This window comes from Balnearium lithotrophicum (assembly GCF_900182585.1).
In the GTDB taxonomy this organism is placed as follows: domain Bacteria; phylum Aquificota; class Aquificia; order Desulfurobacteriales; family Desulfurobacteriaceae; genus Balnearium; species Balnearium lithotrophicum.
Window position 1 is genome coordinate 1 of the sequence record NZ_FXTM01000029.1, and the last position, 12,604, is coordinate 12,604.

Genomic DNA, 12,604 nt, shown 5'->3' on the forward strand with positions numbered 1-12,604 from the left:
CCTCATCAAAGTCTTGGTTATAAGACTCCAGTAGAGAAGTTTGAGGAATATATTAAAAAACTCCAGGGTGTCCACCATGTATTGAACGAGAACACATACTTGCCAAATTTTACCCTATTGCCTAAATTACAAAACCACAATTCGGGGCATAGCTCAGCTTGGTTAGAGCGCGTGCCTTGGGAGCACGAGGTCGCCCGTTCAAATCGGGCTGCCCCGACCATTCATAAGGGGCCCGTAGCTCAGCTGGATAGAGCAACGGACTTCTAATCCGTAGGTCGGAGGTTCGAATCCTCCCGGGCCCGCCACAGATTCAGCTTCCGCCTTTGGATAAGTTCAAAGTAAAGGATTATTAATTTTGAAAAAAAAGTGGAACGCTTACAATAACATTTTAGATTTTAGCCCTTGATTCCCAACGCCTAAACAACTTTTTGAAAAAAAATGGAACGGTGTTCCACATTTTTTCAAAATTTCCAACCTACCTGAAAACTGGAACCACTCTGCACATGCAGTTAGGGTGAGCTGGACAGTGGGGAAGTTTCTCTTTCGGATAAACTCCTCTCCCAAGTCCAAAGTCCATTGAAGCATACTTATCGCAGATGTCCACTATTCTGTGAGCTGGATTCAGCTCCCACTTGAAGCCAATCACAAACGGATTGTCTTTGTAGCTTTCTACAACTGCCGTATTAAGTATCCTCGCCGTTTCTGTTCTCGTTATTCTTTTTAGGTTGTAAAGCTGCTTTTCGTACATATACCAGTGAACTGCTTCATCTACGGACTTCTCTGAAGCTTTCTCTACTGCTTTGGTCAGCTCCCTGAGTAGAGTTCTGTGGGCGTGAAGAACTCCCGTCTCTTTTCTCTGCTTTATATACTTTTCATACCGCTTGAGTATTGAATCCCATTTCTTTTTAGACACCTCCCACTTTATCATTGATTTTGCACTCTTTCGGAGCTTTTCTATCAGTTTAATCTCTTCTTTCGTAAGCCCTACAAACTTTTTGCCCAATTTCTTTTCCATTCTGTACTGTATTTCGTATGCAGCTTTAACGGCAGAGTTTTTCAGAGAGAGCTGTTGTTTTAGGACTTGAAGGAACTCTACTTTGGCTTCTTCTTTTCTCTTCCAGAGTCTTTGGGAGAGGTTTAGACCGTCGGGATAGAGGAAGTTAAAGAGCCTGTCGAGGAGTTTTTTCTTTAGTTCATCTTTGTTTATTTCTCTTGGAACAGGAAGTTTTTTAACTGTTAAGTCGGTAAGGCTTTTGAGGAAGCTCTCAACAAACTTGTAGTTCCCCTCTATTATCTCATTTACCATTCTGATTAGTTTTCTGTCTATGACGTAGTTTTTGGAGGCAAGGTATTCAATTACCTCTTTTGTGAGTTCCTCCTGGTTTTCTGAAAGTTTGTTGAGGTTGCGTTCAAGGTATTCAAGAATTTCTTGTCTTACCTTTTCTAACTGTTCCAACCTTCAGCCCTCATTTTAACTTCCCAGTCCTCTTTTGAATCCAAAGCATTTTCTATCTGGTCGAGCTCTTTTTCGTCCTTGAAGGGGTTGAGAATGAGTCTTGCAAGGAGTTTTTCAAGTTCGTTTTTGAGAACTGGAGAAACAGCAGGTTCGTTAAAGACTGAAAGAACGGTTTCTGTAAACTGTTCTGCATCAAGTATCGTAAACTGCTTTGAATATTCAATGTAGCCTTTAAACTCTTCTCCGAGCCACTTTCCGACAAGCTCTGCAATTTTGTACTCACAGGCCTCCAATGCGTTGGCAAAGTTAACGAGCATTGTGGTGAATTCAAGGTAATCGTACTGTTTTGCAAGTCCCGATTCCGCCTTGGAGTTTGCAAAGTCAAGGTTAACCTGTTTGAAAATCTGCTTTACGAGCATTTCTATGTAGGAAAGATATATTTGGGCAGGGTCCGACGGCGGAGCTATGAATTCTGGTTTTGCCCCCGCCTCTGCGTTGTAGAGGAGCCCGTTGTCTGTTGATATTGAAAGTCCCTGATTTTTGAGAGCTTCTGTTGAGGAGTCGTCCTTTACTGGGAAAGTTAGAATGGGAAATGTGTTGTCCCTGAGTATCGTCCTCAGTTCGTTAACTGCATTGTAGAAGTCCCTTTGAAGGTTGGCTATTTCAAGGATGAAGGGAGTCGGAAGGATTTCGTCATCCTCAAGCTGGGTAACTGCAAAAGGTATTACTGGAACTACTCCTAATTTGTGTTCTCCAGAGTCCCTTAATTTTGAGAACTGTTCATCGTCGGAGATGAACCATTCGTTTTTTGTGTACTTTCTGTAGATGAAAAATTGTGGGTTTTCTGGGTTTGGCTCTTTAAACACTATGTAGTTTAGGGTTCCAAACTCGTCAAAGGAGTAGTCTTGAAGGTGGACAGGTTTCCTGAATGTTATGTAGGGAAAGATGTTAAGCTCCTTTTCCTCTAAGGCCGTTTCTACCTGAATTCTGGGCTTGTCAACTATTACAAAGATTATTCCGTTAATGAGGGTTAGCTTTAAAAGCTGGCTCATTTTGTCGTCTATGTAGGTTCCCCTCCTGTCTGTGTTGTTGATGAACTTCTCGTACCAGGGGGAGTCGTCCATTTTTCTAATCGGGGACTTTTTGAAAACGTGTCCCGTTATGGAGTCAACTATCTTTTTGCAGAAGTTAAATAGGACTGCGTACCTCTTTCTGTTTTTGAACTTCTCATCACTTTCGTTTGGGAACCTTACAAGGTAACTTCCGTCTAAGTATCCTCCTCTGCCTGTGTAGGAGTCCTTGAGAAACTGGTAATCCAAGTCAAAGTTAATTACAGCCATGGTATCTTCACTCCCTTAAATATGAAGTTAAAGGTCCTTTGGCTTGCAGCGTAAACTGCAAGTGCTAAGCTCCAGAATCTATCGGCGTGGCTGTCCTTTGCAGAACCTTCGTATCTTACATTTCCCGCATTTGTTACTGTTTTTCTAACAGAGTGAAGGTCCTCTCTGAGGTCAGGGTCGGAGGGAATTCTTATGAGCCTATCCTGGAATTTTGTCCTCAGTTTTTCAGCAAGCTCTTCTTTTGTCTTTGCAGAAAAGTAAACGGGGATGACTTTTGAACCGAAATTCTCCTTTAGCTCCTCTGCCAACTGCATTCCCAGTCCAGTCTCGTCAACGGCAACTCTCCTGCAGAACTTTGCGTAGTGGCTGATTATCTCTATCTGTTCTCTAAAGGGTTTCTTTTTAAGTTCCTCAATTCTTCTTACGTAAAGGACGTCTCCCAACTTTTCAACGACGGTTATAACTGTAAGGTCCTTTCTCCTTCCAACGTCAATTCCGCAGTAGAGGTTTCCTTTGGCTTCTCTTAAGTCAGGGAGGATTATTTCCTCTTTCGGCATTTCACATTTCTGGATAAGCTCGTAAGGAAGGACGGAATCTGCCTCGTCTATGAATTCTACGAGGTATTCTGTCTTCCAGGCATCCTCACTCTTTATCCCTGCTTTCAGCTCCTCTATATCAACGGAAAGTCCTTTTTCAACCGCTTCGTAGATGTTTAACGAATACCTAAACCACTTGGGATTGTTCTCGCTTATGCTCCAGAGGTAGTAGAAAAGGTCGTTTTTCCCAAAAGGGGTTGATATTGCAATGAGTTTGTAGTCCTTCTTCCTTGTGATGATTGGAAACACGGCCCTGTAAACCTCCTGCCAGTCCCTAAAGAATGCTGCCTCGTCCATTATTACGTCCCCTGAAAATCCCCTTATACCGTCGGGGTTGGCAGGCAGGGCTACGATTTGAGAGCCATTGGGAAAGTTAATTTCCAACTTTTTAAGGTCTGTGTTTTCAAAAAACTTAACTCCTGTAAGTTTTAATGCTTTAACGTGGAGTTTCACCTTATCAACAAATAGTTTGCTCTGCCTCTCTGTTGGAGAAACCACAACTATTGTGTGGTTCTGCCTCGTAGCTGCCCTCTTTGCTGCCCAGTAGGATACTACAAATGACTTACCCGTCTGCCTTGCCATCTTTATTGCACTAAACTTGTGAGAGTCAATTCCCTTAACTATCTCAATTTGATAGGGAAGGAGTATTGCCATTCTAAGCTCCGTAGAGTTCCTGAATTTTCCTGACTATCTCGGCATCTACCTTTCCTTCCTCCATTCCTTTCTGCAGAACCTCAAGTGCCCTCTTTTCCCTCTCCTCCCTGATTTTTTGAAGGTCCGCCATTGTTTTGGCAAGTTTTTGGAGTGCAGAGACGAGCTCTGTAGGGTCTTCAAACTCCATAGACTGGATGTCTTTAACGAACTTGAACATGTGATTGGCAAGCATCGTTCCCATCGTTTCTATGACGTCTGTTGCGGGGTTCTCTCTTAATGTGTCTATCAGTGCTTTCGTCTCCTCGTATATTTTCTTGTAGTCCTCTGCAGCCTGAGCATAGGACTTGTAAGCTCTGTGGATTGAGGATTTTGAAATGTCGTAACCTTCTGCCCTTAAGATTGCCTCTATTTCTTTGAAGGTCTTCTTTTCATTCTCGTACAGGTAAACGATTCTTGTTATTACGTCCTGGAGGACTGCTTTTTTTCTCCTTGGCATTACTCGTCCTCCCAGAAGGCAATCCCGTTATCACAGAGAGTTCCTTCAATAAGGTCTATCCCGTGAGGAGTTATCTTGTAGAGCCTTATCACCTCAAACCTTCTAACTGGATGCTCCATTTCCCTCTCTTCCACGTATCCCTTGTCTTTCAGGTATTCAAGGGCTTTCTCTATGTCTTTCGGCTTGAACTCTTTGTAGAAGGCCTCTATTACCCCTATCCTTTCGATGTCTCTCGGGTAAATCCTGTGAAGGAAATCAAGTATCAGTCCTCTGAGAAGCTTTTCCCTCATTTCCTCATCTCCTTGAACGTTTCTATGAACTGCTTGAAGATTTCAGTTATGGTTGCTCTCAATTCCCTTATGTCTGCTTTCCAGCCACCCAAGTCGTCGTAGTACTGCCTCTTGTCAACCTTTTCCGATATTTCGTATCTGATTTGATTCTCAAATTCGCTGAATCTCTTCTCTACCGACCTTTGGTATTCATCGATTCTTGCGTTTGTTGCCGAAAGCTCCTCTTTGAGGTTCTTGACCGAGTAGTAAATCCATGCACCGTTTCCGGTCAGAGTCCCTACAATCATTATCAGCTTCACCCAGTCCATCAGTTCCATTGATAGAGTCATGCCAACTCCCTGTTAAAGGAAAATCGAAACTGATAGGAAAATCAAAGCTGTTCCAATCCCTGCTTTCACAACGAAATTTCCAAACGAGTTAATGAAAGCAGGAAGGCTCATATTTGTTAAAAGTCTTGTCTTTATAAAGCCGAGCTGGAAAAGTCTTTCATACATTCTGTTTCTCCAGAACAATCTCAAGGAATTTCTGTAAGGGAATAACAACTAACGGCTCTTTCCTGTCGGCTTTGACTACTAAAACGTCTGCTCCGTCAAAGAGGTTGTAGAGGGAGAGTTTCTTTCTGACCTTGCACTGGATTGAACCGATTCCTTCTACGTAAAGGTCTGCCTTTCCGAGGCTTGCCGCAGACCTGACAACCTCAAATCCAGCATTTTCAAACTTCTTCTTAACCTCCCTTTCGAACCTCGTTCCCTTGGCCTTAGTGTTCATTAGAAGTCCTCCATTGCAGGCGGAAACTTTTTAAGGGCAACTGCTACGTGCATCTCCATCAAAAACTTCGGGGCTTTGACCTCAAAGTTTCTGACCGTTTCCCTATGGGGTAGTATCTGGAAGCTGCCGACTTCCGTTTCAGAAATCACCTTTTCTATTTGAACCATAAGGTTAAGAAGGTTGTTAACTCCCCTTTCGTACATCGGGGCGGGGTCTTCCTTGTTTTTCTCCTCTTCCCTGACTCCAAAGGCTACGGCTAAAACCATTATTCTGTGTTCCTCATCCTCTGTGAATTCAGCTGGAATCAGGGAAATGAAGGGGTAATTCCTCACATCCTTCGGCTGGTCAATTCCTATGTAAACGTTTGCGTCTGTCCCTTTTTCAAGTTTTTTCTTCAATCCTTCTATGAATTCAAACCACATTAGCCTCTCCTTATTGGAAACGTTGCAAATCCGACGGATGGAGATGACTGTGTCAATCCGAGCGATTCAAGGGTTATTGAGTTTTCAGTTTTCGTAAGAAGTTCCTTGTAGCTTTTTACTTTCTCGTTGTACTCGCTCTCGCTTCCGTCTCCTGCATAGTAGTCAACTACCGAGATGTAGTAGGCGTAAACTCTTGCAAGTTCCTTTAAGTGAGGGTTGTCTTTAAGGTGCGGGAACAGGGAAGCAGAAACTCCCAACTTTGAAAGGACTCTCTCAACGTAGAGGTTTGCCCTTTTAACTGCTTCTTCTCCTACAGAAACGGGGCTGTCCTCAAAGTCGGTTAGGGTCACAAATTCAGTCATTTGAAACCTCCGAGAGTTTTGAAAGGAAGTAGAGCCTTCCAGCTTCCACTGCGGTTTTCATTTTTCTTTCGTAGTCTCCAAAGAAGTAGTGCCTTGCTCTTATTCCGGGGTGGCGGACTCTTTTTCTGAATATGAAGCCGTTTGACGTTGGAATCTTTAAGGCCTTTCTTTCTTTGGGCTTTATTAAGTGAGGCTTTGTTCCGAATTCAAGGTATTTACCGTATTCAAGGAAGGAGTCTTCTGTTCCAGCTCCAAAAATGATGACTCTTGTGTCCGACTCCGGTACCGCAATAATTGACTGGAGGAGGTTACCGGTTCTGCTCTTAAACAGTCTCTTTCTCTGAATGTTCTTCTTGGTTTCTTCAACGTAGGTCCACGCTATTTTTGAGAGGGCAGCCCCCGCAAGTTTTACTAACCTGCGGGAGACCTTTGAAAAGTCAACGTCTTTCATTATTGTTATTTCAACTGCCATCCTATCCCACCTTGACGTTTTTGACTGCTGCTACGGCGTAAGGAGAAAGGACGGTAAATCCGCAGTACCACTCAAAGCGGTAACGGACTGCAAGTTTGTCTGGAACTTCTCCCAACTTCATGTACTGGATTCCAGCTCCTCCTGTTCCTCCGTAAAGCCCCGTCACTCCATCTGCAACTGAGAAGTGGAGAGCGTAGATGTTTGTTAGGACGTTTCCATTGGAGTCTGTGGTTAGAGGAACGTATTCACTCTGGAGAACCGGGACTCCGTCAAAGGTTAGAACAGGTTTTCCAAAGTTTTTGAGCTGGAGCATTGCCGAATCTGTTCCGTGTCCTTCTGCCCTTAGAAGTTCCTTGTAGGCTATGTAAGCTCTTGGATGCATTACTACTGCATCAACACCCAACTTCATAAGTGCTAAGAGTTCATCGAGTATTGAGAAGGAGAGGGGATTTGTTCCCGCATCAATGCTCCTTTGAAGCCCCTTTGCCTCTATCCTTGCAAGCTGACTGTCAAGTCCGTCAAAGACTTTAGGGTCTGCGGAAGAGTCTCCTGTAAGCCCTGCTCATTGCCTTGATTTCTGCCTTAATGAACGGGAGAACGGGGGCTCCTTCAACTTCCGTTGCAAACTTCGGAATGTCTATGTTCCTTGCGATTATCCTTACGTTTTCCGTGAACTGGTCAAGCTTTAAACCTTCGCTCTGGGGAACCGTGTCAGTTGCTCCCATGAAGCCTGCAACGGGGATTTCCTTCTCCCAAGTAACCAATAGACCACTTCCGGTGACTTTTCTGAAAGGTAGAACGTTAAAAAGCTGGTCGGTTTCTACTATGGTTTCTATCACTCCCTGCAGAATCTCGTTTGTTACCTGCTTTCTAAGTTCTGTTAACGTTCCAGCCAATATGTCTGCCATGACTTACCTCCTATTCTTCAAGTAGTTTTGAGAGTTTTTCGTCCGTGCTCTTTTCCCTTGCGGGTTCTTTTGCTACTCCTGCTCCAGAACCTTCCTTGTCAGAGGCCTTAAAGAGATACGGCTTTGCCTCTTTAAGCTCTTTCAGAAACTCCTCTGGAGTCTTTCCGTCAATGATGACCTTTCCGTCCTTAACCTCTGCCTTTTCCTTTGCCAGCAGAAAGACCATGTCGGGGTCGATAACTCCCATTTTAGTGGCAGATGTAACGATGGATGCCCTCACTTTTTCTGTTCTGTATGCCGTTTCAAGTTCCTTAATCTGGCTCTGGAGCTTTTCAAACTCCTCCTTGAGGTTCTTATCCTCCGGGGACTCCTTGTGGGCTTTTTCTACCTTCTCTTTAAGAGCCTTAATTTCTTCAAGGGAGGAAAAGCCCAACTCTTTGAGCTTTTCTTTCAGGATTTCGTCGGGATTGGAAGCCGGTGTGGTTTGATTGGTTTGAGTTTGCTGGTTTTGAGTGCTTCCCAGACTTTGGGTGTTGTTTTGGTCTTGATTTGTATTTTGTGTGTCCTGATTTACAGGGGTTTGACCCGTCCTGTCGTTGTTCATAGCAAAACCTCCAGAAGTCGTTTTCTGTTAGATTAACTTCTGGAGGTGTCCCCGGTGGGGTCGTGGAGGGCTATGGACGGCGTTTGACCCTCAAATCCTCACCTTTAACTGTTCTTACCTCGCACATTTCCAAAAGTCTTGAAACGAGGGGTTCCTCTTTGAGAAAGTGGGCTACTGTCTTAAAACCTGCATTTGACGTTACGAAAAGGAGCTTGTTCTCGTTGTAAGCATGGTAAATGGTTTCAATTACTAATTTTCTCTCCCACTCTCCCAAGTTAGGGTTGAGGTCGTCAACCAGAAATGAATCGTACTCCCAGATTAGTTTCTTGTACTCAAAAACGTCTCCCAAGTTCTGCAGGGGCATGAAGAGGGGAAGGTTGACCTTGTAGAGCTTCACAAGAAGTGCTATCTTTAGAATGCAGGCAAAGGTCTTTCCGGTCCCTGCTTTCCCCGAAAGGAAGACCCCCTTCTTTGAGGAGAGGACTGCTTTGACGGCGTCGGTCCTCTCCTTCTCTCCAAAAACGGCATCTACGTACTTTTTTGGAAACCTTCCGTTTAGGAGCCTGTCTGCTATTTCTTCTCTTGTTCTTGGCTTTAAAAACCTCACAATTCCGGTCTTTGTGAATACAAAGTAGCAGTTTCCCTGCTCATGTATTGTTGAGTCGGGAAACCTCTTTTTAAGTTCTGCCATGCTCTTTGCAACTAACAGCATCTCCCACCTCAAAATTCGATGTCGTCTGTCTGGCTCGTGTAGTAGTCAAGCCCCCTTTCGTTTTCGGGGGTGGTCCACTTTTTGCTTTCCGTTTTTGTTGTCCCCTTCCACCTCGGAAGGACGTACTTAAACTGGACTATTCCCCTATCCCCTAAGAGCTTTCTCTTCCATCCGATTAGTTTCGGGTTGGCATCCTTGAAGGCCTCGTACTCCATCTTCAAAACTTCTACGTCAAGGTTGTTGTTCTCGTAGATTTTCAATAGGTCCTTAAAGTGCCTTCCTATTACTTTTCTCGGCTCGCTGAACCTTAAAAGCTCTGGAGGTTCTCCGTTCCAGAGGTTTTCGTACCACTCTATGAGTTCCTTAACCTGCGGGTTCCTCTTTTTGTTTTTTCTTTTTTCTATGTCCTCAGAGAGCTTCTGTTCTGTTTCCTTCAAGAGCCTGTAGGCCTTCACTATTTCACCACTTTCGATGTGCTCAACTGAGGTTCTGATTCTCTTTAAAACGGTGTCAATCCGCATGGCTTCCTCCCGATTATCTTGCTTTTAGAGACAGCTCCTTTACCTTTGCCTTAACGGCTGGAACTGTTCTTCCGAGCCTTTTTGCTATTTCCTTTTGTGTCAGCTTCCCGTAGTTCTCTTTAAGGAACTCAATTTCTTTTTCAGTCCAGGGCTTTCTGTAGTTTTCGGCCGTTGAGTCGGCTCCCCTGTAGTATCTGCGGACGTTCTTCCTCACCTGCGTTTTTCTCCTCCTTGCCCTTGCCCTCTCCCTGCACCTTGCACTGCAGTACCTGTCCTGCTTTCCCCTTCTTGACAGGAACTTTTTCCCGCACACGGGGCAGGTTTTAACTCCGCTGTAGTACTCCCTCCAGTTGTCGGCATACTCTTTCAGGGCAAAGACCGGAGGATCATCGTTCACTTTGACCACTATTCCATACCTGACCCATCCGTAGACCTCAGATTGAACTCTTGTTTTTATGTAGGACTTTCCCAAAAAGCCCCAATCCTCAATCAGTTTGTCCACCAATTCGTTAAGCTGGAATACTTTCAGCCTGTCCATCAGGATAAATATTTCAGAGGATTTCATCTTACTCCTCCAACTGCCGCTTCAAGAAAGACCCTTAAAGTTTCGCCGTTGAGCTCCTCTACGCTCTTTTTCCTTGCAAGGTGGAGGGCTATGTCCAACTCCCCTGTTGTTATTCCTTCCTTTTTGAGGAGCTTTGTCAGGGTTTCAGAGCCTTTTGTTGAATATCCGTGCTTTTTGAGGAGGGTTTCAACTGTATCTCTGTCTATTGGAGACACCTGCTTCCTTACTATTATCCTCTTTACGAGGGAGTGGTAATCGTTGTAGAGAAATTTTGTGAGATTCCTATCCCCCAAGAAAATGAATATCAATCCTCCAGGATACTCAAGTTCCTCTGTTATGTCCTTGAGGATTGATAGAAACCTTTTTTTCTCAAAGAGCCTCTGGGATTCGTCAATTATGATTGTGAAGGTTAATTTCTTGTAGTTTATTGCATCCTTTATAAGGTCGAGGGTTTCTAAAAAGCTCCTTTTGGGAGGTAATCCTATGGCCAAAGCAACTTGGGCTACAAACTGGGAATCCGTGATTCTTCTCTCCGGAAACTTCATGTACTTTACGGTAGGGTCGGCTTTTTTGATTTTTAAGGCCGCTTTTGTTTTTCCGCTCATCCACTCTCCCCACACTGCACCGTGCAGGGGCTCCTTCCTTTCGTGGTAAAATTGAAAGAGTGTTTGGACTGTCTTTTCGATGGCTTTCTGAACGTGTGTTTTCATTACTCACCTCCTATTTGTGATTTAAAGGTCTTCGAGGGTCAGCCCCCTGGGCTGGCTCTCCTCTGTCCTTTCCTGTTCTGGATTAAGTGATTCCAGCTCCTCTATTGAGATTGAGATTTGAGGTTCACCGTCTGCAATTTCTTCAAGGGATACGGCAGGTTTTTCCATGTAGGAAAGTCGGGCGTGTTCCTCTTCTAACTTCTTCTTCCTCCTGTCTATCCTCTTTGAACGGAGTTTCTCCTGTTTGAACTCAACGGTGGTTTCAACCTCTACGGGAGGTTTTGAGAAGAGCTTTGCAACTCCTATGAACTCCCCGCTCGACTTCTGGTAAACCATTACCTCTTTGAGGTTGGTTATTAACCTCTTGACCACTACTTTTTCCTTCTTTTTCGGGTAGTTAATCTGGTAAATCAGGTTGTCTATCTGTATCTGGCCGTCCTTTAAGGTTCTCTCTACGGTTTCAACAAATGCGGTTGAGATTAAGGTTTCATCTGCCTTACGGGAGTATCCCTTGAAAAGTTCTGCAGGTATTACTTTTTCGCTCAGGTGTTTAAACCTGTGGTGGTTTCTGTTGTAGCTCTCAACTGCAAGCTGGGCAAGTTCCTCTATCGATTCTGCACTCCTTCTGTGGAGCCTCATGAAGCTCTTGAACTCCTTGATTACGACCTCGATTATTTTCTGGTTCGGCCTGTATGGATAGGTGTTTGAAAGTCTCACCCCTAACCTGCTCAATCCTTCTTTTATGAGCTGGCTCTTTAGGATTTTTTCGTTATCACACTTAACCACTTTGGGAATTCCAGCTTTTTTGAACACGTCGATTAGATATAAGGCCACTTCCATTGAGTTGAATGCCTTGTTGTAGCTCCCGACCCCTCCCTTTTCCTTGTTTTCAACTATGAAGGGGGGAAAGAGGAATCCCGTGTAGAGGTCAAATCCCAATATCAGGGAGTAGTTCTTTCCTTCAAACTCGTAACCCGTAAGGTCAATTTCAAGAACCTCTTTAGGTCTTGCAACTGCTCCAAAGGATATTCTTTGAGCTCTCCCTCTGCTCCTTCTCTTGTGGGCAAACTCTTCCCAGTTTTTTCCCAACACTCCTACAACTATTGCTTTTACGATTTGCCTGAACCTGTGGTATCCGACAGATATTCCGTTCATTTCAAGCTCCAACTGGAGGGCGTGGTAAACCTTTGCCAACGGCAGGTATCTTTCTTCTCCCTTTTCCTTTACCTTGTAGAGGAGGAGTTCTAAAAGTTTTTCGTAAAGTCCCGTCTCTTCCAATTTTCTTATGTATTGAAGGAGCTTTGGTTCCCTGTTTTCCTTTTCCGTTTCCTTCAGCCACCTGCAGACCGTGGAGGTGTTGAAGTTCAGAAAGAAGGTGGACACCCTAAAATAAGATTTGAACTCCAACAAAAGGAGGTGTCCACCAATGAAACAATTAAAGAAATTCAAAGGAACATCCCTGCACATATCAAATACACCCTTCAAAAAAACAATCAAAAGAGGAACGAAAATCAAAACCAAACTCGACCTAACAAAAGACCCAAACGTGAGAAAAAGACTTAAATGGATTCAACACTACGAAAAACACCAAAATGCAAGACTAACCTGCAGATACTTCGGAATAAGTCCAACTACCTTCTACAAATGGAAAAATAGATACAAAAAGTACGGTTTAGAAGGCCTCAAAGACAGAAACAAAAGACCCCACAGAGTAAGACAACCTCAGAT

20 protein-coding genes and 2 tRNA genes are annotated in these 12,604 nt (G+C 44.0%); 3 read left to right on the forward strand and 19 right to left on the reverse strand.

Annotated features, from left to right (window positions below):
• The first annotated feature begins 142 nt into the window (after positions 1–142).
• Positions 143–220, forward strand: a tRNA-Pro gene (locus FN732_RS08705).
• 8 nt (positions 221–228) lie between these two features.
• Positions 229–305, forward strand: a tRNA-Arg gene (locus FN732_RS08710).
• A gap of 170 nt (positions 306–475) precedes the next feature.
• Here FN732_RS08710 and FN732_RS08715 read toward each other — a convergent pair.
• The 19 genes from FN732_RS08715 to FN732_RS08800 all read right to left on the reverse strand — a co-directional run bounded on the left by FN732_RS08715 (position 476) and on the right by FN732_RS08800 (position 12,259).
• Positions 476–1,456: a structural protein gene (locus tag FN732_RS08715; RefSeq protein ID WP_142936168.1), complete on the reverse strand. Its 981-nt coding sequence runs from the start codon at positions 1,454–1,456 to the stop codon at positions 476–478.
• Positions 1,444–2,796 (reverse strand): phage portal protein, encoded by a 1,353-nt coding sequence (locus FN732_RS08720; protein ID WP_142936169.1) that lies wholly within the window; start codon positions 2,794–2,796, stop codon positions 1,444–1,446. Before FN732_RS08720 ends, FN732_RS08715 begins: the two co-directional genes overlap by 13 nt.
• On the reverse strand, positions 2,787–4,046 hold the full coding sequence (locus tag FN732_RS08725) for a terminase large subunit domain-containing protein (RefSeq protein WP_142936170.1): 1,260 nt from the start codon (positions 4,044–4,046) through the stop codon (positions 2,787–2,789). Before FN732_RS08725 ends, FN732_RS08720 begins: the two co-directional genes overlap by 10 nt.
• 1 nt (position 4,047) lies before the next feature.
• Positions 4,048–4,542: a phage protein Gp27 family protein gene (locus FN732_RS08730; RefSeq protein WP_142936171.1), complete on the reverse strand. Its 495-nt coding sequence runs from the start codon at positions 4,540–4,542 to the stop codon at positions 4,048–4,050.
• Positions 4,542–4,832: a hypothetical protein gene (locus tag FN732_RS08735; protein WP_142936172.1), complete on the reverse strand. Its 291-nt coding sequence runs from the start codon at positions 4,830–4,832 to the stop codon at positions 4,542–4,544. The genes FN732_RS08730 and FN732_RS08735 overlap by 1 nt, the downstream gene beginning before the upstream one ends.
• Positions 4,829–5,161 carry a hypothetical protein gene (locus FN732_RS08740; RefSeq protein WP_142936173.1) on the reverse strand — a complete coding sequence of 111 codons (333 nt, stop codon included), beginning with the start codon at positions 5,159–5,161 and terminating at the stop codon, positions 4,829–4,831. The genes FN732_RS08735 and FN732_RS08740 overlap by 4 nt, the downstream gene beginning before the upstream one ends.
• A 12-nt stretch (positions 5,162–5,173) precedes the next feature.
• Positions 5,174–5,326 (reverse strand): hypothetical protein, encoded by a 153-nt coding sequence (locus tag FN732_RS09615; protein ID WP_185954308.1) that lies wholly within the window; start codon positions 5,324–5,326, stop codon positions 5,174–5,176.
• On the reverse strand, positions 5,319–5,600 hold the full coding sequence (locus tag FN732_RS08745; protein ID WP_142936174.1) for a PDDEXK family nuclease: 282 nt from the start codon (positions 5,598–5,600) through the stop codon (positions 5,319–5,321). Before FN732_RS08745 ends, FN732_RS09615 begins: the two co-directional genes overlap by 8 nt.
• A complete protein-coding gene (locus tag FN732_RS08750; RefSeq protein ID WP_142936175.1) occupies positions 5,600–6,022 on the reverse strand; it encodes a hypothetical protein in 423 nt (140 codons plus the stop codon). The genes FN732_RS08745 and FN732_RS08750 overlap by 1 nt, the downstream gene beginning before the upstream one ends.
• Complete coding sequence (locus FN732_RS08755; RefSeq protein WP_142936176.1) at positions 6,022–6,384, reverse strand: hypothetical protein; 363 nt, start codon at positions 6,382–6,384, stop codon at positions 6,022–6,024. Before FN732_RS08755 ends, FN732_RS08750 begins: the two co-directional genes overlap by 1 nt.
• The gene (locus tag FN732_RS08760) at positions 6,377–6,856 is read right to left on the reverse strand and encodes an HK97 gp10 family phage protein (protein ID WP_221928619.1); all 480 of its coding nucleotides are present in this window, start codon (positions 6,854–6,856) and stop codon (positions 6,377–6,379) included. The genes FN732_RS08755 and FN732_RS08760 overlap by 8 nt, the downstream gene beginning before the upstream one ends.
• Before the next feature lies 1 nt (position 6,857).
• The gene (locus tag FN732_RS08765; RefSeq protein ID WP_221928620.1) at positions 6,858–7,349 is read right to left on the reverse strand and encodes a hypothetical protein; all 492 of its coding nucleotides are present in this window, start codon (positions 7,347–7,349) and stop codon (positions 6,858–6,860) included.
• 34 nt (positions 7,350–7,383) lie between these two features.
• On the reverse strand, positions 7,384–7,764 hold the full coding sequence (locus tag FN732_RS08770; RefSeq protein ID WP_142936178.1) for a hypothetical protein: 381 nt from the start codon (positions 7,762–7,764) through the stop codon (positions 7,384–7,386).
• Between the two features lie 10 nt (positions 7,765–7,774).
• Positions 7,775–8,368 (reverse strand): phage scaffolding protein, encoded by a 594-nt coding sequence (locus FN732_RS08775; protein WP_142936179.1) that lies wholly within the window; start codon positions 8,366–8,368, stop codon positions 7,775–7,777.
• 70 nt (positions 8,369–8,438) lie between these two features.
• Positions 8,439–9,080, reverse strand: a complete 642-nt coding sequence (locus FN732_RS08780) for a P-loop NTPase family protein (RefSeq protein ID WP_142936180.1) — start codon at positions 9,078–9,080, stop codon at positions 8,439–8,441.
• A gap of 8 nt (positions 9,081–9,088) precedes the next feature.
• Positions 9,089–9,601 carry a hypothetical protein gene (locus tag FN732_RS08785; RefSeq protein WP_142936181.1) on the reverse strand — a complete coding sequence of 171 codons (513 nt, stop codon included), beginning with the start codon at positions 9,599–9,601 and terminating at the stop codon, positions 9,089–9,091.
• Positions 9,602–9,614: 13 nt separating this feature from the next.
• A complete protein-coding gene (locus FN732_RS08790) occupies positions 9,615–10,166 on the reverse strand; it encodes a winged helix-turn-helix domain-containing protein (RefSeq protein ID WP_142936182.1) in 552 nt (183 codons plus the stop codon).
• On the reverse strand, positions 10,163–10,876 hold the full coding sequence (locus tag FN732_RS08795) for an AAA family ATPase (RefSeq protein WP_142936183.1): 714 nt from the start codon (positions 10,874–10,876) through the stop codon (positions 10,163–10,165). Before FN732_RS08795 ends, FN732_RS08790 begins: the two co-directional genes overlap by 4 nt.
• Before the next feature lie 21 nt (positions 10,877–10,897).
• On the reverse strand, positions 10,898–12,259 hold the full coding sequence (locus FN732_RS08800) for a hypothetical protein (RefSeq protein WP_185954309.1): 1,362 nt from the start codon (positions 12,257–12,259) through the stop codon (positions 10,898–10,900).
• Positions 12,260–12,302: 43 nt separating this feature from the next.
• Here FN732_RS08800 and FN732_RS08805 point away from each other — a divergent pair.
• A partial coding sequence (locus FN732_RS08805) for a helix-turn-helix domain-containing protein (RefSeq protein WP_142933554.1) occupies positions 12,303–12,604 on the forward strand: 302 nt, incomplete at its 3' end.